Origin of the sequence: Escherichia sp. R1 (genome assembly GCF_003000935.1) — a bacterium.
Lineage (GTDB): Bacteria > Pseudomonadota > Gammaproteobacteria > Enterobacterales > Enterobacteriaceae > Escherichia > Escherichia coli.
The window spans coordinates 167,631-189,245 of record NZ_PSRU01000009.1 but is presented as its reverse complement, the minus strand read 5'-3'; the positions used below and the strand labels follow the sequence as shown (position 1 = coordinate 189,245).

Genomic DNA, 21,615 nt, shown 5'->3' with positions numbered 1-21,615 from the left:
AAATTGCGCGCGAGGAGAGATATGAGGGATTTACAGACCAGCGGCATAGTGGGGTTGTCAGCCAGTAAGATGGGATGCAAGCACAGTGATCGACATGGTGAGGTCAACGACAAAAAAAATGTTGCCGTTCTGCCAACAGTTTCTGCCAGCATGCGGGCAACGAAGGGTTCTACTGGTGGATACACATACCAGGGGAATAAAGTCGTTTTCGTCTCTCCTTCAATAATCACCGGGGGTATTGAAATCAGCATCTGCATCCCTCGTCATGCCAGCCATCAATTTCAGTTGCTTATGTCCTTACTAAAAATAAGATGTGATACCCAGGGTGACGATGTCGCTCATACGTCTTAATTTCAGCTTGTACATAATGTTGAATTTCTGAATCTTTAATGTTTGTTGCGAAATGTTGAGCGTTGACGTGATATTGCTTTCATTTTTGTTTTTCAGAATCAGTTGCATAATTTTGAACTGATTATGTGAAAAACATAGTTGTGAATTCTTATGGGGCAAGTGTTTACCATAAGTAATCTCAAGAAGATTTTTGATACTTTCTTTACGGCTGACAAAATAAATAGGCGCTTTAGCTTTTAGTTTACTGATGTGATAAGGTGCCAAAACAATAATTCTCTCGGCATCTAATTTCTCCAGGAATTTAATCGCTTCTTCATCAAGGATATGGTTGTGATAGGTGTCAATGATCACCTTGAAGGGTTTATTGCCTACTTTTTTGATCTCTGACAGGGAATTGATTTTTATCATTTCGTGATTATCTTTCAACTGCCAAAAGCCCTGTAAAAGAAAAGAATCTTTCGTCATGAGAAAAATCATAACTTGCTCCTTAGCCGTTATCGTTTCGAACATGTCATCCTTTTCATTATTTACATCCTTGTCCGAATCGTTGTTCAATATAGTAAACGCCTATAAGAACTTTGCCCTTCGTGAACTAATACGTCTATTAACACTAATCAATACTTCAGATTTATCCATCACGCACTCCATATATTGATCCTAAGTAAGATTCCTGGTTGTTATCAGTTTGTAACCAGTAAACAAAAGGTTAACTTTTGCGGATTACTGCCCAAGAATAAGTTATCAATAACCAGTTTGTGATCTCTGAAGAATATTACTAAAGTTAAAATGTAATCCGATTTAAATATCGAGTCTCCTTGTTTCGACTTAGGCTGGCAATTGGATTGCCAGCTTTCTTTTAACGCATTGAAATTACCTGATTAAATAACTCATTCATGTCTTCAGGTTTTTATATAGCGTCTGGAGACACGGATATTTATGCAATGTAATCAACGCCAGTTGCAAAAAAATGAACCCGGATTACTTATTTAACCGCCCATAGCATCAACGCTTACGGAACTCTTTGTTCACTTTCCCACAGCACTTTTAAAACATTAAACCTGACCACGGAAAATATCAGCCATGATAATGTTTGAAATGGCTAATTTGCCATGGAACGAAAAAAATCAGATTAAATTCAGTAGGTTGAAATAATCAACAGCAGGCAATTGTTTCAATGATAGTGCGTAATTGAACTGAAACACTGTATAGCTAAGAGAGTATTAACTGGATCATAGTCACTTAATGTGACTATGATCCAGGTGGAAATAGGGATAATTATTGCTTTTTAACGAACAAACTGGCGAAGCTGAACAGACTGGCGGCGCTAAATATCAGTTCAATTCCCACCAGTGTGGAAACCAGCGTTACCGACACCATCGGCGTAGCACCAAGGAATATCCAGGCAATGACGATATCCAGCACACCAATAACGAGCTGTAGCCAACTGCCTTTCATTGAACGCTGACGATACCAACTCATCAGGCGAATAACCCCTGCCACACAGAACAAACCGGCAATAAATGCCGCAATGGCAAAAATGCCCAGCTCTGGTGCGCGGATGAAGAAATAGCCGATCAATAAATAGGCGACTGCGACGAGGAAACCGGATAATACCGGCCAGAAATTATGACTGCGGTTGCTGAATAGCCCGACAATAAGCGCAATGCCCGAGCAGATTAATAATGCACCCACTACTGTGCTTAAAATGTCGCCAGAGACGAACGGAAAACTGATACACAGCAACCCGACGATAAACAGCAGCACGGCAATAAACTGGATTGCTCTGCGATGTTTTTTAAGCATCTCCAGATCAAACTTCAAAATTGTTGCCTTATCTATATATAACATAGAACCACCCTATAAAATTAAGAAGAAAATCCCCTGCTATCAATCTATGCCAAAAACGCGTGTAAGAATGCAGTCGATTTAATAAAAATTTCCTAATTACAGTATCTGATGCGTCTGTAACTCATTGTATTGAAATAAAAATATCTGATTTTGATATTTTCCATCAACATGACATATACAGAAAACCAGGTTATAACCTCAGTGTCGAAATTGATTCGTGACGGCTCTTTCACTTTATAGTTGAGGATATTACGATGAAAAAAGTATTAGGCGTTATTCTTGGTGGTCTGCTTCTTCTGCCAGTAGTGAGCAATGCAGCGGATGCACAAAAAGCAGCTGATAACAAAAAACCGGTCAACTCCTGGACCTGTGAAGATTTCCTGGCTGTGGACGAATCCTTCCAGCCAACTGCAGTTGGTTTTGCTGAAGCACTGAACAACAAAGATAAACCAGAAGATGCGGTTTTAGATGTTCAGGGTATTGCAACCGTAACCCCAGCTATCGTTCAGGCTTGTACTCAGGATAAAAAAGCCAGCTTTAAAGATAAAGTTAAAGGCGAATGGGACAAAATTAAGAAAGATATGTAATTCCGGGAATGCGTTACATCGTATTTCCTTGCATATTGAACAGGCCGGAATATCTTCTTTAAAAGCAGCTATTCCTCCTGTTTGTATATAATCTCTATATTGAATGGGTTACAAAATGAACATTTCATCTCTCCGTAAAGCGTTTATTTTTATGGGCGCTGTAGCGGCTTTGTCACTGGTGAACGCACAATCTGCGCTGGCAGCCAATGAATCCGCTAAAGATATGACCTGCCAGGAATTTATTGATCTGAATCCAAAAGCAATGACACCAGTTGCGTGGTGGATGCTGCATGAAGAAACAGTATATAAAGGTGGCGATACCGTTACTTTAAATGAAACCGATCTCACTCAAATTCCTAAAGTGATCGAATACTGCAAGAAAAACCCGCAGAAAAATTTGTATACCTTCAAAAATCAAGCATCTAATGACTTGCCGAATTAATAAGGTACAAGTAAAAAGGAGTAGCAAGTTGAGCCATCTTGCTGCTCCTTTTTGCATTTTTATATGACAGCAGAATTTATTATACGACTTATACTTGCGGTAATTGCCTGTGGCGCTATTGGCATGGAAAGGCAAATGCGCGGCAAAGGAGCAGGGTTACGCACACATGTATTAATTGGCATGGGAAGCGCCCTGTTTATGATTGTTTCGAAATATGGTTTTGCTGACGTGCTGTCTTTAGGTCACGTCGGACTGGATCCCAGCCGTATTGCTGCTCAGGTTGTGACGGGCGTCGGGTTTATCGGTGCAGGTAACATTCTCGTTCGTAACCAAAATATTGTAGGTCTGACGACGGCAGCGGATATCTGGGTGACCGCCGCCATTGGTATGGTTATTGGCAGCGGTATGTACGAACTGGGTATTTATGGTTCAGTGATGACCTTGCTGGTGCTGGAAGTCTTCCATCAATTAACCTTCCGCCTGATGAACAAAAATTACCATTTACAGCTGACATTAGTGAACGGTAATACGGTATCAATGCTCGACTGGTTTAAGCAGCAAAAAATAAAAACGGATTTAGTTTCGTTGCAGGAAAATGAAGATCATGAAGTGGTCGCCATTGATATCCAGCTTCATGCCACGACGTCGATAGAAGATCTGTTGCGATTATTAAAAGGTATGGCAGGGGTGAAAGGCGTTTCAATTAGCTAATCTGTATAGTTATTTATTCGCAGGAGTACCAGTGCGGTACTCCTGTTGGTTTTAATGATCGAGGACGATCAGTGGTGAATGGTTGGCAGGATCTTTAAGTACGGTAATATCCGCGCCGTAGAGCATTGTCAGCGCCTGCTGTGTCAATACGTCCTGCGGCTTACCATTTGCGATAACCTTTCCTTTTTGCATTAATACAACACGGTCTGCATAACGCGCGGCAAGATTTAGATCGTGCAATACGCAGCAAACATTGAACTGCCGTTCGTGAACTAACTGGCGTAATAAACGAAACAAGTGCTGCTGATGGTGAATATCCAGCGCCGAAGTTGGTTCATCAAGAAATAACCATTTCGGTGAGGGAGTAGGTTCCCAGAGTTGCACTAGCAGGCGCGCTAATTGCACGCGCTGTTGTTCACCACCGGATAATTGCCGATAGTCGCGGTTTGCTAACGCCTGACAGTCACATAACGCCATTATTTGTGCTGTTTCATTATCCTGATTACCAGTACGATGCGGATGCCGCCCCATCTGGATAACTTCTTGTACGCTGAATGGAAACGCCATGTGGCTATTTTGACGCATCACGGCCCGGTGTTTCGCCAGTTCAGTAATCGACCATTCATTTAATGGCTTATTAAACAACCGACATTCGCCGCTATCAGGTTGAAGATAGCCGGTTAGCTGGCGAAGCAGCGTAGATTTTCCCGCACCATTAGGCCCGAGGATGGCAACAATTTCCCCACCGGGAAAAGTCAGCGAGACATTATCAGTCAGACGCCGCCCCTGAAGGCTATAAACCAGATTCTGGGCGCTGATCATGTGATCCTCCGGTTGCGCAGAATCAACCACATAAAATAAGGGCCACCAAGCAGGCTGGTTAATAATCCCACGGGCATTTCTGCTGGCTGTACCAGCGTGCGGGCAAGCGTGTCTGCCATCAGCAATAAACAGGCTCCGGCGAGGGCGGAACAAGGGATTAGCCAGCGGTGATTTGCCCCGGTAGTCATGCGAATCAGATGCGGGATCACCAGGCCAATAAAGCCGATAATGCCGCTTACCGATACGGCAGCACCAACGAGCAGTGAGCTCACTAACAGTAATTGCTGGCGTTTACGCTTCACGTTCACGCCGAGGTAGTGGGCTTCTTCATCACCGAGCTGCAGTAAATTCAGCGTTCCGGCGAGACAAGTTGTTGCGATAATGGCCGGTAGGATGAATGAACTGGCAACCAATAACGTCGGCCATTGCGCCTGTCCAAGATTGCCCATCATCCACAATGTGAGTTGTCGTAGCTGCTGCTCATCGCCGATATAGCTCAGGATGCCGATCGCTGCGCCGCACAGGGCATTGATGGCGATACCGGCGAGTAATAATTGCATCATGCTGCCATCGCGATGGCGCTGCGTGATGAGAAAAATGATGGTGCAGACCACTAAACTTCCGGCAATGGCAAACACCATTTGCTCATAAAGCACCAGCACCACTGGGAAGGAGAAGGGCAGCACAATAGCAACGCCAACCATTAATGCAGAACCGCTACTGACGCCAAGTAATCCAGGGTCAGCCATTGGGTTGCGAAAAAGCCCTTGCATAATTACCCCTGCGGTTGCCAACGCTGCACCTACCAGCACCGCCAGCAAAACCCTTGGTAGACGAATATTGAGCCAGATATCGCGGTATTCCTCATCAAAAAGGGCATCAAAACTGATCTTTAACGCTCCCTGACTGGCACCAAACAGCACCAGAGCTAGCAATAATAGTGATAGCCCCATAAAGACCCTGGCGGAAGAGAGTGAATCCTTGAGCACGCAAAACTCCGTTACGACATTACGGCGCGGACACGCCGCGCCGGGGGATCACGCCGGTTTCAGGTCCGGTTCAATCAGACTGTAGACCTGCTGGTTAAGTGCTGGCGCATTTGCCAGTTCATGGATATGTGCGGCGACATCAGCACGGTTAACAAAACCATGACACTCCTGATTTTGTATCCGTTGTGCTTTGCCCGTTGCCGCACCATCAAGCAGACCGCCGGGGCGGAGAATGGCATAATCAAGCTGGCTGGTTTGCAACCAGCTTTCCGCCAGCGTTTTTTCCCGTACCGCCTGACCAAACGCAGCCTTTGCCCGCTCTGATAAAAACGGCCAGCTATCGCCGCATCCCAAAGAGGTCACCAGAATCATGCGACTGATGCCAGCCTTCTCGGCCTCATCAATCACTGTTCTGTGCGCCAGATAATCCTGAGCTCCGCCCATTGTTGAGATGATAAGCGCATCCGGGCCAGCTGCGCGGCAAGCAGCCGCGACTACGCTGGCATCACAGGCGTCGCCTGTAAAAACCTGTACGCCTTGTTGCGCCAGTTTCGTGGCGGCATCGGCATGACGAATGACAGCAACGACCGGACGTTGTTCCGCCAGCGCCAGTTCAAGCGTTCTGGCACCCACACCTTTTCCGCCTGCGCCAAAGAGTAGCCACGGTGTCATCAGGCGTGTTCCTTTAACGATGCTGCCAGAGCATGGAAGGCGCTGACTTGTTCGCTCAGGAGCTGACGATGATCATCCCTACCGAGGAAGATTTTCAGCATTGCGCTGCCTTCCTTATTGAAAAAGAGAATAGAGGCGGTGTCCATGCCCATAAATTTACGTTCGATCAAGGCAATATGCGTGCAGTTTTCTGCTTTGATATGCCCGGACATGCCGTGCTTTCCGCGTAGGTTGAAATAGCCGTGGCGATGGAAACCCGAAGGCAGTTCGCCGCTAAATTCGAGTATTACATCGGTAGTATGTACTAACGTGGTGACGTTGCCCCATTCGCAGACGGTATCCCAGACAGTATCGAATTTATCACCTGACACAACAGTCGGAGAGGGCAGATTTTTCACTACCTCCAGCAGCGTGGTGTTGTATTGTTCGGCGATCGCCTCCAGCGTACCGTCTGGCTCCGTTTTCAAAAATTCCTGTAACGAGACATGGCTCATAAATCACTCCTGTTATGGTTTTTCAAGCGCAATTGCTGGCGCATTAAGTACCTGAATCAGTTCATTAAGAGACTGCAAAATGTTGCTTGCCCAGAAACGACCTTCATTGGTCAACCGCAGACACGTTGACGCATCGCGGCTTAAGCCTTTTTGGTGCCACTGGGCCAGTAACGGCGCGAGTTTTTCGGCATGTGGCGTAAGTTCGTCCAGCGGTACACGCGCCGTTTCAATGCCCGACTGCAAGGTATGACGCCACTGCGCGTTACGTTCGGCGTTACGCATGATCATCATCAGCGGTTTTTTGCCTGCTGCGACGGATTCATGCCAGGTCTGAAGATTGCGTTCGTTCATCCAGGAGTACCCATTAATCGAACCGCCGGCTCCGGAACCAAAGGCCAGACAATCGGCACCTTGTTTAATCAGCAGGTTATAGAGATTGCGTTCGCGTGTGGTACGGCCCCAGTGGCTGTTACTGATGCAGCGCCAACCGGCATCGTCCATAAAATCACACCCTTGCAGGTAAAGATCGCGACGTTCTGCCGGAGAGGGCACGGTAGTACGCCCATTTTCCACGGCTTTGCCCAGCGGTGTATTGGGCAGGACATTGAGCGCATAGAGATCGACGCCGTCGAGACCGATATCGCGGGCAATAGCCAGATCTTCTCCCCAGGTTTGCGCATCCTGACCCGGCAGACCAAACAGCAGGTCACAGACCACCGCGGCATGGTCGCGTTTGACCAGGCTTTCCATAAACGCAATAGCGGTTGGGCCATCCGAGGTGCGGGCCATTTTCTTGCGGATTTTGCTGTTAAACGACTGAATACCAATTGAGAAGCGGTTTGCTCCAGCATCAAGGCAAGCATCGATTCGCTCAGCGTCAAAATTCAGTACCCGGCCTTCGATAGTGATTTCACAATCAGGGGCCAGTGGCAGCTTTTCTCGTAATGTGGTGATGATTCTGGCCAAATCGTGTGCCGAAAGCGCGGAAGGCGTACCGCCACCGAAATAGACCGCGTGGATGGGGGCCGACTGATGCAATACGCTGTCTGCTTCCCGTTCTATTTCACGAATCAGGGCGTCGGTATAATGAGCACACGCATCTTCATTAAAACGGTTCTGATAAAAACCACAAAACGTGCAGTGTGTCGCACAAAAAGGAATGTGTAGGTAAACCAGTCGCTTACGTGGTGATACCGTTTGATTGATCATCTCTTGCCAGGTCTGTGCCAGTTGCTCTTTGGCAACCGGAATGGCCCCACGAAACGGCATCATGGCGCGCCTGTCTTTAAAGGGCTGATCACCGTCTAAAGCAAAATGTGGCGTGAGATCCAGGGTGTTATTTGTGTTCATTCGTCTGATTTAAATCCATTTATTGCGGCCAAAGCTGCTGGTGTAAAGACTCAACGACATCAGCAATACGCGGACCCATTCCCAGAATCAGGTTTTGATCAACGGTGATAATGCGCTGGTTTTTCCATGCGGCAGTGTGGGTAATTCCGGCAATAGAACGTAGCCGATTAATATCGCCATCGACCATTTGTGAGGTGACGACAATCACTTCAGGGTTAGCCGCAATCAGCGATTCCGCGCTGTAGCTTTTGTACTGCTGGTGGGTAGCGACGTTTTCTGCTCCGGCAAGCGAAAGAATGGCGTCCGCGACGCTGCCTTTACCGGCAACCTGTGGCGCACTTCCGCCTGCGGAGAGAATAAACATGGCTTTAACCGGGGCTTTTTTGGCCGCCACGTTTTGCTGTACTCGCTCCAGGCGTTGGTTGATCTGTGTCACCAGCGCCTCGCCTTGTTCAGGAACCTGTAACGTTTTTGCCAGTTGGCGAATGTTGGCGTACATCTGCTCAAGGGTGGCTGGTACACGCGGCAGAGTGACGACGTTGACTTTTTGCGCCCGCAGTTGGTCGAGCACAATTTGCGGTCCTGCATCCTGCCAGGTAATTACGCTATCCGGGCGAAGTGACAAAATGCCTTCGCTGCTGAGTTGTTTCCAGTAACCAATATGCGGCAGTTTGGCGGTTTCTGGTGGATAGGATGTCGTTTCATCGACACCAACCACGCGTTTGCCAGCGCCCATCGCGTAGATTAGCTCCGTCAGCGATCCTCCTGCGACCACGATACGTTCGGCAGCCGTTACGCTAAAAGTCCAGCTAAGAGCCAGTAATGCCGTAAACAATTTTTTTCGTTTTACCATGGTCTTCGCGGCAGAGACCACGGCTGAAATACATAACGTTAGTGGGGAAAAAAGAAACGGCCTGGTGATGATCCTTGGCATAATGTGAGAACTCTTATCAAATTGAGAATAATCATGATTATCATTTGAGTTATATATGAAATACAACCGTCGATTCAATACGCACGGCGTTACAAGCGTATTTATTTTTGATTTTTATCAAGATGCTTCGTCAGCTAATGTTCTTGTTACCGATTAAATTTCAGCGCGGGAAAAAGCTGAGAACCCGGAGATATCGCGGCTTGCAGAGCAAAGAGAAGAGAAAATTATCACTGTTAACGACAACGTTTTGTGATGAGGTTGTGGGGGGATAGCCATAAACACAGGATGGTTTTCTGGATGCTGGATAGATTTCATAACCCCCTGTTTATTGTGTTAATGGCGGTTAAAAAAAGCTTGATCATAAAAAATTGATCGATAATAATTCTCATTATCACGTTTGAGTTTAACAAAATATGACATCATGGATAACAAAATCATATCTTTTGTAAGGGAAAACGCACAGCACTCTTCACTTCAGACGTGGCGTACTACTTTGCCTGACAAAGAGGGCGTGCTTTTGCTGAATTATCAGAAATATTCGGCAATTTTACGGGATATATACGCTAATAGCTTCCCGTGGTGATATCTAATCATTTGAATTGTAAATAAATTTATTTTTCGCCAGCCACCCCGGTATTAACCCAGGCAGCCAGCATTTTTTATTTTCCTCATGGAGAATCGCTATGTCACGTCCGCAATTTACCTCGTTGCGTTTGAGTTTGTTGGCTTTGGCTGTTTCTGCCACCTTGCCAACGTTTGCTTTTGCTACTGAAACCATGACCGTTACGGCAACGGGGAATGCACGTAGTTCCTTCGAAGCGCCTATGATGGTCAGCGTTATCGACACTTCCGCTCCTGAAAATCAAACTGCTACTTCAGCCACTGATTTGCTGCGTCATGTTCCTGGAATTACTCTTGATGGTACCGGACGAACCAACGGTCAGGATGTAAATATGCGTGGCTATGATCATCGCGGCGTGCTGGTTCTTGTCGATGGTGTTCGCCAGGGAACGGATACCGGACACCTGAATGGCACTTTTCTCGATCCGGCGCTGATCAAGCGTGTTGAGATTGTTCGCGGACCTTCAGCATTACTGTATGGCAGTGGCGCGCTGGGTGGAGTGATCTCCTACGATACGGTCGATGCAAAAGATTTATTGCAGGAAGGACAAAGCAGTGGTTTTCGTGTCTTTGGTACTGGCGGCACGGGGGACCATAGCCTGGGATTAGGCGCGAGCGCGTTTGGGCGAACTGAAAATCTGGATGGTATTGTGGCCTGGTCCAGTCGCGATCGGGGTGATTTACGCCAGAGCAATGGTGAAACCGCGCCGAATGACGAATCCATTAATAACATGCTGGCGAAAGGGACCTGGCAAATTGATTCAGCCCAGTCTCTGAGCGGTTTAGTGCGTTACTACAACAACGACGCGCGTGAACCAAAAAATCCGCAGACCGTTGAAGCTTCTGATAGCAGCAACCCGATGGTCGATCGTTCAACAATTCAACGCGATGCGCAGCTTTCTTATAAACTCGCCCCGCAGGGTAACGACTGGTTAAATGCAGATGCAAAAATTTACTGGTCGGAAGTCCGTATTAATGCGCAAAACACGGGGAGTTCCGGCGAGTATCGTGAACAGATAACAAAAGGAGCAAGGCTGGAGAACCGTTCCACTCTATTTGCCGACAGTTTCGCTTCTCACTTACTGACATATGGCGGTGAGTATTATCGTCAGGAACAACATCCGGGTGGCGCGACGACGGGCTTCCCGCAAGCAAAAATCGATTTTAGCTCTGGCTGGCTACAAGATGAGATCACCTTACGCGATCTGCCGATTACCCTGCTTGGCGGAACCCGCTATGACAGTTATCGCGGTAGCAGCGACGGCTACAAAGATGTTGATGCCGACAAATGGTCATCTCGTGCGGGGATGACTATCAACCCGACCAACTGGCTGATGTTATTTGGCTCATATGCTCAGGCATTCCGCGCCCCGACGATGGGCGAAATGTATAACGATTCTAAACACTTCTCGATTGGTCGCTTCTATACCAACTATTGGGTGCCAAACCCGAACTTACGTCCGGAAACTAACGAAACTCAGGAGTACGGTTTTGGGCTGCGTTTTGATGACCTGATGTTGTCCAATGATGCTCTGGAATTTAAAGCCAGCTACTTTGATACCAAAGCGAAAGATTATATCTCCACGACCGTCGATTTCGCGGCGGCGACAACTATGTCGTATAACGTCCCGAACGCCAAAATCTGGGGCTGGGATGTGATGACGAAATATACCACTGATCTGTTTAGCCTTGATGTGGCCTATAACCGTACCCGCGGCAAAGACACCGATACCGGGGAATATATCTCCAGCATTAACCCGGATACCGTTACCAGTACCCTGAATATTCCGATCGCTCACAGTGGCTTCTCTGTTGGTTGGGTCGGTACGTTTGCCGATCGCTCAACACATATCAGCAGCAGCTACAGCAAACAACCTGGCTATGGTGTGAATGATTTCTACGTCAGTTATCAAGGACAACAGGCGCTCAAAGGCATGACCACTACTCTGGTATTGGGCAACGCCTTCGATAAAGAGTACTGGTCGCCGCAAGGCATCCCACAGGATGGTCGTAACGGAAAAATTTTCGTGAGTTATCAATGGTAATCATCTGCCCCGATATTTCGGGGCATTTATCTGGAAGGAAGAGAGACAATGAACCACTACACACGCTGGCTTGAGTTAAAAGAACAAAATCCTGGAAAGTACGCGCGTGACATCGCAGGTTTAATGAATATCAGCGAAGCAGAACTGGCATTTGCGCGCGTCACGCACGACGCGTGGCGGATGCGCGGCGATATTCGTGAAATTCTGGCGGCGCTCGAAAGTGTTGGCGAAACCAAATGTATTTGCCGTAATGAATATGCAGTCCATGAGCAAGTTGGTGCGTTCACAAACCAGCATTTGAACGGACATGCCGGATTGATCCTCAATCCGCGCGCGCTGGATTTACGTCTGTTTCTCAATCAATGGGCCAGTGTTTTCCACATCAAAGAAAACACGGCTCGTGGCGAACGCCAGAGTATTCAGTTCTTTGATCATCAGGGCGATGCATTACTAAAAGTTTATGCCACCGACAATACCGATATGGCGGCATGGAGTGAGCTTCTGGCACGGTTTATCACCGATGAGAATACGCCGCTTGAGTTAAAAGCCGTTGATGCGCCAGTTGTTCAAACGCGAGCCGATGCCAGTGTGGTCGAGCAAGAGTGGCGGGCGATGACCGACGTTCATCAGTTTTTTACGTTGCTCAAGCGCCACAACCTGACGCGCCAACAGGCGTTCAATCTGGTGGCAGACGATTTGGCCTGCAAAGTATCCAACAGTGCGTTGGCGCAAATTCTTGAATCTGCACAGCAGGATGGCAATGAAATCATGGTGTTTGTTGGCAACCGTGGCTGCGTACAGATTTTCACCGGTGTGGTAGAAAAAGTGGTGCCAATGAAAGGTTGGCTGAATATTTTCAACCCGACGTTTACCCTTCATCTATTAGAAGAGAGCATTGCTGAAGCCTGGGTTACCCGTAAACCGACCAGCGATGGCCACGTAACCAGCCTGGAATTGTTTGCCCATGATGGTACGCAGATAGCGCAACTTTATGGTCAACGTACAGAAGGTGAACAGGAGCAAGCGCAATGGCGTAAGCAAATTGCTTCGTTGATACCGGAAGGCGTTACTGCATAACGTATAATTAACGGGAGGTCTGGCTGTTGCTGGGCCTCTTTATATTGTTCAATCGTTCACACCAGATAATTAATATGCTGATGGCGTACCAGCTCATTGATCCGCTTAAGATTGAGGATCATCATGATATTGTGTTTATGGCAGTAGAACGTTTTTAGCGATATTTTCAGTTTCTCCAGAATATCTTCCGTTGTCATTTGATTCGCAATACAGCTCAGAACCTGATACTGCTTGCGCGAGAGGGACACATCCGCTTCAGGCACAGAGCAGTAACTGCCATTGATGAGTGCGACAAAGTCGATGATGGCGATAGTTCGCGGAACAAAGGTCACCGGTACTTTCCCCAGGCAGCGTTTAATATTAAAGGGGGAGAAAATAATTACATGGACAGGTTTTAATCGTTCAATTTGAGTGAGAAAATTAGAATGAAATACATTATTCATTAATGTATCAATAATGACGAAGGCATTCTGATGCAACATTACGTCGATCTCTTCTTCGTTCTGTATATGAACGACATTACCTTTACTCAGAATGTTTTTCATCGCGGTGAAAAACATCGTATCCCTGGTAATTATAAGAAACATAACCGACTCCTGGTACGGACATTAACTTTATAATCAGTTTGCCAAAGGTAATTAACAGGACAGGGCTTATAATAATAGTTAGCTTACTGTGTATTAATTTGATGTAATGCATGATGCAGATGCTGAGAAAGCATCTGCATCTTTCGGTGGTGTTATTTGACCAGCTCAGGTGTTACCTGACTCACCGCATTGGTGTAGTAAGGAGCCCCCCAGCCCGGTTCCGGCCAGAATGCACCATAGCCGTAATCCCACAGGTTATAGGTGGTATTAACCACTTCTCTCAAATGCCACACCTGGATGCCCTGCATATTCACTTCCAGGAAGTTATACGGGACTTTATTGATAAAGCCAGGTTGTTCACCCTGAATGGTACCGAGGATGGTAACAAAGTGATTACGATAGTTCACTGGATCAAGGAAGCCGCTTTGTCTGGCGAGCAGTCGGCCCTGATAGTTGGCTTCAATATCAGGCTTCGCATAGCTATCCAACGGTAATACAGCGATTTCTAACAACGTATCCGTTTTGCCATTGATAACGTTGATAACCTTCCCGCCAAAGCGCGCTTGTTGACCAACATATAACCCCGGCTGGTTATGAACAGCAACAAAACTTTTTTGAATATCAGGTTGGTTATTGCCTTTGATATTTTGCGGAATTGAACTACATGCGGCAAGCAAAAATGAAAGGCTGAGGATGAGTGCACCTTTTGTCATGTTCATGTTACTATCCTTATCAACAAATATTAAAACCATAATAGATATTTCTTTATAGTTTTCATCTGATTCTGAGGCGATATGCCTGATAGTAACGTAAACCTGTCTGATGTTTATATCTCTTCTGTTTAGTTGAGCTCAGTTAATTTTTGGGCGTGGCATGAGTATCCATTGTTCCATAATCTATATTCAGAGGTTTTTAATCTTTTCGTGTCTAATGTTATTTATCTGATTAAGTATTGATTGTGTCTTTTGCGGAAGTGGTGTCGAGCTTATCGTTTCAATGTTATTAATAAGACTTACAAGTTGAGCCTCAACTTTGAGTAGTCTGCATTTGTATATGTGGTGTTCGTATGGCACGCATTAATTTGTTGGCGTTGTTGCGCTAAATCAAATTGTTCAGAGGTGTATCCATTCTCCAGAGAATGGGGAATTAATGGGGTGTTGTTCTTCCCGGTTATCACAAGGCCACTTCGGTGTGTCTGGCGTTTTAACATTATCGGTATTTGTTGTGCAGTTATAAATATCACCGTTATATGTATTTATTACACCTGGGGTAAAGTCAATTGACATAACATTCCTTATTCATCATTTGTTTTATGCTAAGATTTTTAAATTGGATAATTAGAACAGGAATGGATTTTCTTCTACATACAGTAAATATAATGCGTCATATCTTCCTGATATAATTACCTTTGACTTCTCTTTTATTTCCATCTGGTAATATTTGAGTGCAAAAAAAGGCAATAATCATATCGCAAAAGAAAACGTTAACAACTATCGAAAATGCTCGTTTTAAAAAGGTATGATGTTCTCTGATAGTGTGTGAAGTGATATTTTTGTGATGTTTTAGATATGTAATAATAAAATAGGTTAACGTATGTTGAAATTATTTATTGTGTAAACCACTGATAAATCATAATCCAGTACATCTTTAAACTGCTGCACTGTATCGCTGATAACTAAGCAGCTCACTGATACACCATGCTGGACGCGATAATTGGAATCTCACGCAGGGAGTACTGTGTAAATAGCAAAATTGCCTGATGCGCTACGACTGTCAGGCCTACAAATAACATACAATTCATCGAATTATCATAACGTTGTAGGTCGGATAAGACGCGCCAGCGTCGCATCCGACATAAATAAAGCGCATTTTTCTAACAACCTGTGGGGGGATATAGCCGCTTTATTTCAGGCGATTACCCGCCTCATCAACCACTTTCTCGCCATCTTCCTTGGTGAACGCGCCTTTTTGCGCATCTGGCAGAATTTCCAGCACGACTTCTGAAGGGCGGCACAGGCGAGTTCCCAGCGGCGTCACCACAATCGGGCGATTAATAAGAATCGGGTGCTGAAGCATAAAGTCGATTAACTGATCGTGAGTAAATTTATCTTCTGCAAGGCCCAGTTTCTCATACGGCTCGACGTTTTTACGCAGCAACGCGCGTACGGTAATCCCCATATCGGCAATGAGTTTTACCAGCTCATCGCGCGTCGGTGGTGTTTCCAGATAATAGATAATGGTCGGTTCTGTACCGCTGTTGCGGATCATCTCCAGCGTATTACGCGACGTACCGCAGGCCGGGTTGTGATAAATGGTAATGTTGCTCATATCAGTATCTCATTACGATGTGAAAGAGAGGTGTAGCGCCAGCGCCACCAGCGTTACAAACCAAAGCGGACAAGTCAAAAACACATATGGTTTAACGAATATGTAAGTGTAGAGAAAGGTGTAGGTGTGAATTAAGCGTTGGGCATTCATTTGAAAGGAGGTCTGAATCAGGACGTAAAAAAACCGACTTCGCGTCGGTTTTTTTACTGTTCAGCCCTGAGTTGGTGGCTCTGGCTGGAGTGAGATAGCCCACATCTAACAATGAGACATGCGCCGTGACAGGCAGTGGATGAGTAAGCGGATGCATTCTCACTCCATCGCATGGAGAAAACGGGTGATTGATAAAGCAATCATCGTTCTTGGGGCGTTAATTGCGCTGCTGGAACTGATCCGCTTTCTGCTTCAGCTTCTGAACTGATAGCGGAAACGTAGCTAAGGGCTAAGAGCACACTACTCTTAGCCCTTTAACATTTAACGCATTGTCACGAACTCTTCTGCCGCTGTCGGGTGAATGGCAACCGTGTTGTCGAAGTCTTTTTTGGTTGCACCCATCTTCAGCGCCACCGCGAAGCCCTGCAACATTTCGTCCATACCAAAACCAATGCCGTGAATACCGACAATCTTCTCTTCCGGTCCAACGCATACCAGTTTCATGCGGCACGGCTGGCGGTGAGTGGTGACGGCGGTATACATCGCGGTGAAAGAGGATTTATACACTTTCACCTGATCGTCGCCGTACTGCTCGCGCGCCTGCGGCTCCGTTAAACCAACAGTACCAATCGGCGGATGGCTGAAGACCACGGTCGGAATGTTGCTGTAATCCAGATGCTCATCCGGCTTGTTATTAAACAGGCGTTCAGAGAGACGGCGACCTGCTGCAACAGCCACCGGTGTCAGTTCCACTGCACCCGTGTTATCGCCCACCGCGTAAATACCTTCAACGTTGGTGTTTTGATATTTATCGACGACGATATAACCTTTTTCGTTAGTTTTAACGCCAGCGGCTTCCAGGTTGATGTTGTCATTGGCAGGCTCGCGACCAATCGCCCAAATCAGGCAATCCACCGTTTCACTGCGACCATCTTCCAGCTCCAGCGTCAGGCTACCATCGGCATTTTTCACTACCGCTTTCGGGATGGCGTTGGTGTGCAACTGCGGGCCTTCGGCGTTCATCACTTCAACCAGCGTTTCAGAGATCATCGGGTCGAAGCTGCGCAGCGGCGCATGTTTACGCACAAACAGATGCGTCTTCGCACCGAGGCCGTTAATCACGCCCGCCAGTTCAACGGCGATGTAACCCGCGCCAACAACCGCTACACGCTCTGGCAAAGCCGGAAGGGCGAAGAAGCCATCAGAATCAATACCGTATTCCACGCCTGGAATATCCGGGTGGCTCGGACGACCACCGGTGGCGATCAGAATATGATCGGCCGTGATGGTTTCGCCGTTGACTTCAATGGTTTTGGCATCAACGAAGCGGGCAAAGCCTTTGATTACATCAACGTTATTTTTACCGAGCACGTTCTCATAGGAAGTATGAATACGGTCGATATAGGCGGTACGGCTGGCGATCAACGTTTCCCAGTTGAATTTATTGATAGTGGTATCAAAACCATAATCCGGGCCGTACATATGGATCGCTTCACGGATTTGCGCCGCGTGCCACATCACTTTTTTCGGCACACAGCCAACATTTACGCAGGTGCCGCCCAGCTCTTTGGCTTCAATCAGTGCGCATTTCTGGCCGTACATAGCCGCGCGGTTGATGGAGGCGATACCGCCGCTGCCGCCGCCGATGGCGATGTAATCATAGTGTTTAGTCATGACATATTGTCCTTATCGTTGATTACCGCGATTGTAGCGCGAGACGTAATAGGTGCCAGCAATGGCTGCAATTACTCTGGCACGATCCAGCTTACGGTGGCGTGCCCGGTGCCTGCCGGAACCAGTTTGCTGTGCAGCCACGGCAGCACGTTATTCATCTGCTGTTCCAGCTTCCACGGCGGGTTAATCACAATCATGCCAGAAGCGGTCATGCCACGGCGATCGCTGTCTGGCAGCACCGCCAGTTCAATTTGCAGAATTTTGCGAATGCCGGTCGCTTCCAGGTCGTGGATCATGCGCTTAATTTGCTGGCGCAGCACCACTGGATACCACAATGCGTAAGTGCCAGTGGCGAAACGTTTGTAACCTTCTGCTATCCCGCTGACCACCGCCTGATAGTCGGTTTTCATTTCATACGGCGGGTCGATAAGGATTAAACCACGGCGGGAAACCGGCGGCAGCTTGGCCTTAAGCTGCTGGAAACCGTCGGCTTTTTCGACGCGCGCACGGCTGTCTTTCTGAAATTCAGAACGCAGCAACGGGTAATCGCTCGGGTGCAGTTCGGTCAGTTGCAGGCTGTCCTGTTCACGCAGTAGCTGGCGCGCAATCAACGGCGAACCGGGGTAATAACGCAACTGCCCGCTACGGTTGAAGTGTTTTACCACATTGATGTACGCCTCCAGCTCCGCAGGCAAATCGTCCTGCTGCCAGATACGGGCGATGCCTTCGAGATATTCGCCGGTACGCTCGGCATGTTCGCTGCCTAACTGATAACGCCCGGCCCCTGCGTGGGTGTCGAGATAGAGAAACGGTTTATCTTTCTCTTTCAGCGACTCAATGATCAGGCTCTGAACGGTATGTTTAAGGACGTCGGCGTGGTTGCCAGCGTGAAAGCTGTGGCGATAACTGAGCATGGGTAAAGGTGTTCCGGTAAGTAAAAATCGGCCCGTATTCGGGGCGCACAAAAGCCTATCAGGACAGTATACCGAAAAGAGGCCGCCGCCGCGAAAGCGTAACGTTTCTCATTGAAATTCACTACACTTAACCCCATGCTACAAACATTATGTAAAGCGCCTGTTGAGCGCTTCCTTAACCTCTTTAACCAGGACTGCGCTAATGACGAATCCGTTACTGACTCCCTTTGAATTGCCTCCGTTTTCTAAAATTCTCCCGGAACATGTCGTTCCAGCCGTGACTAAGGCGCTGAACGACTGCCGCGAAAATGTGGAGCGCGTAGTAGCGCAAGGGGCACCGTACACCTGGGAAAATCTCTGCCAGCCGTTGGCGGAAGTGGACGATGTGCTGGGGCGTATCTTCTCCCCGGTCAGCCATCTGAACTCGGTGAAAAATAGCCCGGAACTGCGTGAAGCGTACGAACAAACCCTGCCGCTGCTGTCAGAATACAGCACCTGGGTAGGGCAACATGAAGGGCTGTATAAAGCATATCGCGACCTGCGCGATGGCGATCATTACGCCACGCTGAACACGGCGCAGAAAAAAGCGGTTGATAACGCACTGCGCGATTTCGAACTCTCTGGCATCGGTCTGCCGAAAGAGAAACAGCAGCGTTACGGCGAAATTGCTACCCGTCTTTCTGAACTGGGCAATCAGTACAGCAACAACGTCCTCGATGCGACGATGGGCTGGACCAAACTCGTTACCGACGAAGCGGAGCTGGCGGGAATGCCTGAAAGCGCGCTGGCTGCGGCAAAAGCCCAGGCCGAAGCGAAAGAGCTGGAAGGTTATTTGCTGACGCTGGATATCCCAAGCTACCTGCCGGTAATGACCTACTGCGACAACCAGGCTCTGCGCGAAGAGATGTATCGCGCTTATAGCACTCGTGCTTCCGATCAAGGTCCGAACGCCGGTAAGTGGGATAACAGCAAGGTGATGGAAGAGATCCTCGCGCTGCGTCACGAACTGGCGCAACTGCTGGGCTTTGAAAACTACGCCTTCAAATCACTTGCCACTAAAATGGCAGAAAACCCGCAGCAGGTGCTGGATTTCTTAACCGATCTGGCAAAACGCGCGCGCCCGCAAGGCGAAAAAGAGCTGGCGCAACTGCGCGCCTTCGCCAAAGCCGAATTTGGCGTCGATGAGTTGCAACCGTGGGATATCGCTTACTACAGCGAAAAACAGAAACAGCACCTCTACAGCATCAGCGATGAACAACTGCGTCCGTACTTCCCGGAAAACAAAGCGGTTAACGGCCTGTTTGAAGTGGTGAAACGTATTTACGGCATCACCGCTAAAGAGCGTAAAGATGTTGATGTCTGGCATCCGGATGTACGTTTCTTCGAGCTGTATGACGAGAACGACGAACTGCGCGGCAGCTTCTACCTCGACCTGTATGCCCGTGAAAACAAACGCGGCGGGGCGTGGATGGATGACTGCGTAGGCCAGATGCGTAAAGCCGACGGTTCGCTGCAAAAACCGGTCGCGTATCTGACCTGCAACTTCAACCGCCCGGTAAATGGTAAACCGGCGCTGTTTACCCATGACGAAGTGATCACCCTGTTCCACGAGTTCGGTCACGGCCTGCACCATATGCTGACCCGCATTGAAACCGCTGGTGTTTCCGGGATCAGTGGGGTGCCGTGGGATGCGGTCGAACTGCCGAGCCAGTTTATGGAAAACTGGTGCTGGGAGCCGGAGGCGCTGGCGTTTATCTCCGGTCACTATGAAACCGGCGAGCCGCTGCCGAAGGAGCTGCTGGATAAAATGCTGGCAGCGAAAAATTACCAGGCGGCGCTGTTTATTCTGCGCCAGCTGGAGTTCGGCCTGTTCGATTTCCGCCTCCATGCAGAGTTCCGTCCGGATCAGGGGGCGAAAATCCTCGAAACTCTGGCAGAAATCAAGAAACTGGTTGCCGTGGTACCGTCTCCGTCATGGGGCCGTTTCCCGCATGCTTTCAGCCACATTTTTGCCGGTGGTTATGCGGCAGGTTACTACAGCTACCTGTGGGCCGATGTGCTGGCGGCAGATGCCTTCTCGCGTTTTGAGGAAGAGGGCATTTTCAACCGTGAAACTGGGCAATCGTTCCTCGACAACATTCTGAGCCGTGGCGGTTCAGAAGAGCCGATGGAGCTGTTCAAACGCTTCCGTGGTCGTGAACCACAGCTGGATGCGATGCTGGAGCATTACGGCATTAAGGGCTGAACATTCAGTGAAAATCTGCTTAATTGATGAAACAGGCGCCGGAGACGGCGCCTTATCTGTTCTGGCGGCCCGCTGGGGGCTGGAACACGATGAAGACAACCTGATGGCGCTGGTGTTAACGCCGGAGCATCTGGAACTGCGCAAGCGTGATGAGCCGAAACTTGGCGGCATCTTTGTTGATTTTGTTGGCGGAGCGATGGCGCACCGACGCAAATTCGGCGGCGGACGTGGTGAAGCGGTGGCAAAAGCAGTGGGCATTAAAGGCGATTATTTGCCGGATGTGGTGGACGCCACCGCAGGATTAGGGCGCGATGCCTTTGTGCTGGCTTCGGTCGGCTGCCGCGTGCGGATGCTGGAGCGCAATCCGGTGGTTGCCGCGTTGCTCGACGATGGTCTGGCGCGTGGTTATGCGGATGCGGAAATCGGCGGCTGGTTACAGGAACGTTTGCAGTTGATTCACGCCTCCAGTCTGACGGCGCTGAGCGATATCACCCCGCGTCCGCAGGTAGTTTATCTTGACCCAATGTTCCCGCATAAGCAGAAAAGCGCGCTGGTGAAAAAAGAGATGCGCGTGTTTCAGTCGCTGGTGGGGCCGGATCTTGATGCCGATGGATTGTTGGAGCCTGCGCGGTTGCTGGCAATCAAACGCGTGGTGGTGAAGCGTCCGGACTATGCGCCGCCGCTGGCGAATGTCGCCACGCCAAACGCGGTAGTCACTAAAGGGCATCGCTTTGATATTTATGCCGGAACGCCGGTGTAAAAGTAAAGCGGGGT

General features: G+C 48.3%; 22 protein-coding genes and 1 pseudogene. 9 read left to right on the top strand and 14 right to left on the bottom strand.

What is annotated here, in order from left to right:
• Positions 1–21: 21 nt before the first annotated feature.
• Entirely contained in the window at positions 22–351 is a 330-nt protein-coding gene (locus tag C4F37_RS13325) for a hypothetical protein (protein WP_001332153.1), read from the top strand.
• Here the strand turns inward: C4F37_RS13325 and gadE are convergent.
• Positions 301–828, bottom strand: coding sequence for an acid resistance transcriptional activator GadE (gadE, locus tag C4F37_RS13320; RefSeq protein ID WP_000576690.1), 528 nt, complete (start codon positions 826–828; stop codon positions 301–303). The two genes, C4F37_RS13325 and gadE, sit on opposite strands and share 51 nt — an antisense overlap.
• A gap of 798 nt (positions 829–1,626) precedes the next feature.
• The gene (gene hdeD / locus C4F37_RS13315; protein WP_000965671.1) at positions 1,627–2,199 is read right to left on the bottom strand and encodes an acid-resistance protein HdeD; all 573 of its coding nucleotides are present in this window, start codon (positions 2,197–2,199) and stop codon (positions 1,627–1,629) included.
• Positions 2,200–2,453: 254 nt separating this feature from the next.
• Here hdeD and hdeA point away from each other — a divergent pair, with 254 nt between their 5' ends.
• The 3 genes from hdeA (at position 2,454) to C4F37_RS13300 (ending at position 3,939) form a co-directional block, all read left to right on the top strand.
• Positions 2,454–2,786 carry an acid-activated periplasmic chaperone HdeA gene (hdeA, locus tag C4F37_RS13310; RefSeq protein ID WP_000756548.1) on the top strand — a complete coding sequence of 111 codons (333 nt, stop codon included), beginning with the start codon at positions 2,454–2,456 and terminating at the stop codon, positions 2,784–2,786.
• Between the two features lie 115 nt (positions 2,787–2,901).
• Positions 2,902–3,228, top strand: a complete 327-nt coding sequence (hdeB, locus tag C4F37_RS13305) for an acid-activated periplasmic chaperone HdeB (RefSeq protein WP_001298717.1) — start codon at positions 2,902–2,904, stop codon at positions 3,226–3,228.
• 63 nt (positions 3,229–3,291) lie between these two features.
• A complete protein-coding gene (locus C4F37_RS13300) occupies positions 3,292–3,939 on the top strand; it encodes an MgtC/SapB family protein (RefSeq protein ID WP_000123131.1) in 648 nt (215 codons plus the stop codon).
• 51 nt (positions 3,940–3,990) lie between these two features.
• Here the strand turns inward: C4F37_RS13300 and C4F37_RS13295 are convergent, their stop codons facing one another.
• The 6 genes from C4F37_RS13295 to chuT are packed head-to-tail and all read right to left on the bottom strand — an operon-like array spanning position 3,991 to position 9,200.
• Positions 3,991–4,761: a heme ABC transporter ATP-binding protein gene (locus C4F37_RS13295; RefSeq protein WP_000622316.1), complete on the bottom strand. Its 771-nt coding sequence runs from the start codon at positions 4,759–4,761 to the stop codon at positions 3,991–3,993.
• Positions 4,758–5,750, bottom strand: a complete 993-nt coding sequence (shuU, locus tag C4F37_RS13290) for a heme ABC transporter permease ShuU/ChuU (RefSeq protein WP_000910402.1) — start codon at positions 5,748–5,750, stop codon at positions 4,758–4,760. The genes C4F37_RS13295 and shuU overlap by 4 nt, the downstream gene beginning before the upstream one ends.
• 48 nt (positions 5,751–5,798) lie before the next feature.
• Entirely contained in the window at positions 5,799–6,422 is a 624-nt protein-coding gene (chuY, locus tag C4F37_RS13285; RefSeq protein WP_000189351.1) for an anaerobilin reductase, read from the bottom strand.
• Positions 6,422–6,916, bottom strand: a complete 495-nt coding sequence (hutX, locus tag C4F37_RS13280) for a heme utilization cystosolic carrier protein HutX (protein ID WP_000020034.1) — start codon at positions 6,914–6,916, stop codon at positions 6,422–6,424. Before hutX ends, chuY begins: the two co-directional genes overlap by 1 nt.
• Before the next feature lie 12 nt (positions 6,917–6,928).
• Complete coding sequence (gene hutW / locus C4F37_RS13275; RefSeq protein ID WP_001774067.1) at positions 6,929–8,266, bottom strand: heme anaerobic degradation radical SAM methyltransferase ChuW/HutW; 1,338 nt, start codon at positions 8,264–8,266, stop codon at positions 6,929–6,931.
• A 19-nt stretch (positions 8,267–8,285) separates the two neighbouring features.
• A complete protein-coding gene (chuT, locus tag C4F37_RS13270; protein ID WP_001312167.1) occupies positions 8,286–9,200 on the bottom strand; it encodes a heme ABC transporter substrate-binding protein ChuT in 915 nt (304 codons plus the stop codon).
• A 683-nt stretch (positions 9,201–9,883) separates the two neighbouring features.
• On the opposite strand from chuT, the gene chuA reads away from it, so the two are divergent.
• A complete protein-coding gene (chuA, locus tag C4F37_RS13255; RefSeq protein WP_000089583.1) occupies positions 9,884–11,866 on the top strand; it encodes a TonB-dependent heme/hemoglobin receptor ChuA/ShuA in 1,983 nt (660 codons plus the stop codon).
• 48 nt (positions 11,867–11,914) lie between these two features.
• A complete protein-coding gene (gene chuS, locus C4F37_RS13250; RefSeq protein WP_001017192.1) occupies positions 11,915–12,943 on the top strand; it encodes a hematinate-forming heme oxygenase ChuS in 1,029 nt (342 codons plus the stop codon).
• A 56-nt stretch (positions 12,944–12,999) separates the two neighbouring features.
• Here chuS and C4F37_RS13245 read toward each other — a convergent pair whose 3' ends face one another.
• The 4 genes and pseudogenes from C4F37_RS13245 to arsC all read right to left on the bottom strand — a co-directional run bounded on the left by C4F37_RS13245 (position 13,000) and on the right by arsC (position 15,858).
• On the bottom strand, positions 13,000–13,530 hold the full coding sequence (locus tag C4F37_RS13245) for a helix-turn-helix transcriptional regulator (protein WP_106106710.1): 531 nt from the start codon (positions 13,528–13,530) through the stop codon (positions 13,000–13,002).
• 152 nt (positions 13,531–13,682) lie between these two features.
• The gene (gene slp / locus C4F37_RS13235; RefSeq protein WP_001057453.1) at positions 13,683–14,249 is read right to left on the bottom strand and encodes an outer membrane lipoprotein Slp; all 567 of its coding nucleotides are present in this window, start codon (positions 14,247–14,249) and stop codon (positions 13,683–13,685) included.
• Between the two features lie 189 nt (positions 14,250–14,438).
• A pseudogene (locus tag C4F37_RS13230) lies at positions 14,439–14,816 on the bottom strand (hypothetical protein); the annotation flags it as partial.
• Positions 14,817–15,432: 616 nt separating this feature from the next.
• A complete protein-coding gene (arsC, locus tag C4F37_RS13225; protein ID WP_001539997.1) occupies positions 15,433–15,858 on the bottom strand; it encodes a glutaredoxin-dependent arsenate reductase in 426 nt (141 codons plus the stop codon).
• Positions 15,859–16,192: 334 nt separating this feature from the next.
• Here arsC and dinQ point away from each other — a divergent pair, with 334 nt between their 5' ends.
• Positions 16,193–16,276, top strand: coding sequence for a damage-inducible type I toxin DinQ (dinQ, locus tag C4F37_RS13215; RefSeq protein WP_001295215.1), 84 nt, complete (start codon positions 16,193–16,195; stop codon positions 16,274–16,276).
• Between the two features lie 53 nt (positions 16,277–16,329).
• Here the strand turns inward: dinQ and gorA are convergent, their stop codons facing one another.
• Both gorA and rlmJ read right to left on the bottom strand, forming a co-directional pair.
• A complete protein-coding gene (gene gorA, locus C4F37_RS13210) occupies positions 16,330–17,682 on the bottom strand; it encodes a glutathione-disulfide reductase (protein WP_000160795.1) in 1,353 nt (450 codons plus the stop codon).
• A 71-nt stretch (positions 17,683–17,753) separates the two neighbouring features.
• Complete coding sequence (gene rlmJ, locus C4F37_RS13205; RefSeq protein ID WP_000954225.1) at positions 17,754–18,596, bottom strand: 23S rRNA (adenine(2030)-N(6))-methyltransferase; 843 nt, start codon at positions 18,594–18,596, stop codon at positions 17,754–17,756.
• A gap of 202 nt (positions 18,597–18,798) precedes the next feature.
• Here rlmJ and prlC point away from each other — a divergent pair, with 202 nt between their 5' ends.
• A complete protein-coding gene (gene prlC / locus C4F37_RS13200; protein WP_001312164.1) occupies positions 18,799–20,841 on the top strand; it encodes an oligopeptidase A in 2,043 nt (680 codons plus the stop codon).
• 7 nt (positions 20,842–20,848) lie between these two features.
• On the top strand, positions 20,849–21,601 hold the full coding sequence (rsmJ, locus tag C4F37_RS13195; RefSeq protein WP_001539995.1) for a 16S rRNA (guanine(1516)-N(2))-methyltransferase RsmJ: 753 nt from the start codon (positions 20,849–20,851) through the stop codon (positions 21,599–21,601).
• Positions 21,602–21,615 lie beyond the last annotated feature (14 nt).

Coding starts and splice junctions, on each gene's coding strand:
- hdeB (WP_001298717.1), top strand. CDS start 2,902: ATGAACATTTCATCTCTCCGTAAAGCGTTTATTTTTATGGGCGCTGTA.
- hdeA (WP_000756548.1), top strand. CDS start 2,454: ATGAAAAAAGTATTAGGCGTTATTCTTGGTGGTCTGCTTCTTCTGCCA.
- prlC (WP_001312164.1), top strand. CDS start 18,799: ATGACGAATCCGTTACTGACTCCCTTTGAATTGCCTCCGTTTTCTAAA.
- C4F37_RS13245 (WP_106106710.1), bottom strand. CDS start 13,530: ATGTTTCTTATAATTACCAGGGATACGATGTTTTTCACCGCGATGAAA.
- gadE (WP_000576690.1), bottom strand. CDS start 828: ATGATTTTTCTCATGACGAAAGATTCTTTTCTTTTACAGGGCTTTTGG.
- gorA (WP_000160795.1), bottom strand. CDS start 17,682: ATGACTAAACACTATGATTACATCGCCATCGGCGGCGGCAGCGGCGGT.
- hutW (WP_001774067.1), bottom strand. CDS start 8,266: ATGAACACAAATAACACCCTGGATCTCACGCCACATTTTGCTTTAGAC.
- slp (WP_001057453.1), bottom strand. CDS start 14,249: ATGAACATGACAAAAGGTGCACTCATCCTCAGCCTTTCATTTTTGCTT.
- C4F37_RS13300 (WP_000123131.1), top strand. CDS start 3,292: ATGACAGCAGAATTTATTATACGACTTATACTTGCGGTAATTGCCTGT.
- chuS (WP_001017192.1), top strand. CDS start 11,915: ATGAACCACTACACACGCTGGCTTGAGTTAAAAGAACAAAATCCTGGA.
- hutX (WP_000020034.1), bottom strand. CDS start 6,916: ATGAGCCATGTCTCGTTACAGGAATTTTTGAAAACGGAGCCAGACGGT.
- C4F37_RS13325 (WP_001332153.1), top strand. CDS start 22: ATGAGGGATTTACAGACCAGCGGCATAGTGGGGTTGTCAGCCAGTAAG.
- arsC (WP_001539997.1), bottom strand. CDS start 15,858: ATGAGCAACATTACCATTTATCACAACCCGGCCTGCGGTACGTCGCGT.
- C4F37_RS13295 (WP_000622316.1), bottom strand. CDS start 4,761: ATGATCAGCGCCCAGAATCTGGTTTATAGCCTTCAGGGGCGGCGTCTG.
- rlmJ (WP_000954225.1), bottom strand. CDS start 18,596: ATGCTCAGTTATCGCCACAGCTTTCACGCTGGCAACCACGCCGACGTC.
- chuT (WP_001312167.1), bottom strand. CDS start 9,200: ATGCCAAGGATCATCACCAGGCCGTTTCTTTTTTCCCCACTAACGTTA.
- chuA (WP_000089583.1), top strand. CDS start 9,884: ATGTCACGTCCGCAATTTACCTCGTTGCGTTTGAGTTTGTTGGCTTTG.
- chuY (WP_000189351.1), bottom strand. CDS start 6,422: ATGACACCGTGGCTACTCTTTGGCGCAGGCGGAAAAGGTGTGGGTGCC.
- hdeD (WP_000965671.1), bottom strand. CDS start 2,199: ATGTTATATATAGATAAGGCAACAATTTTGAAGTTTGATCTGGAGATG.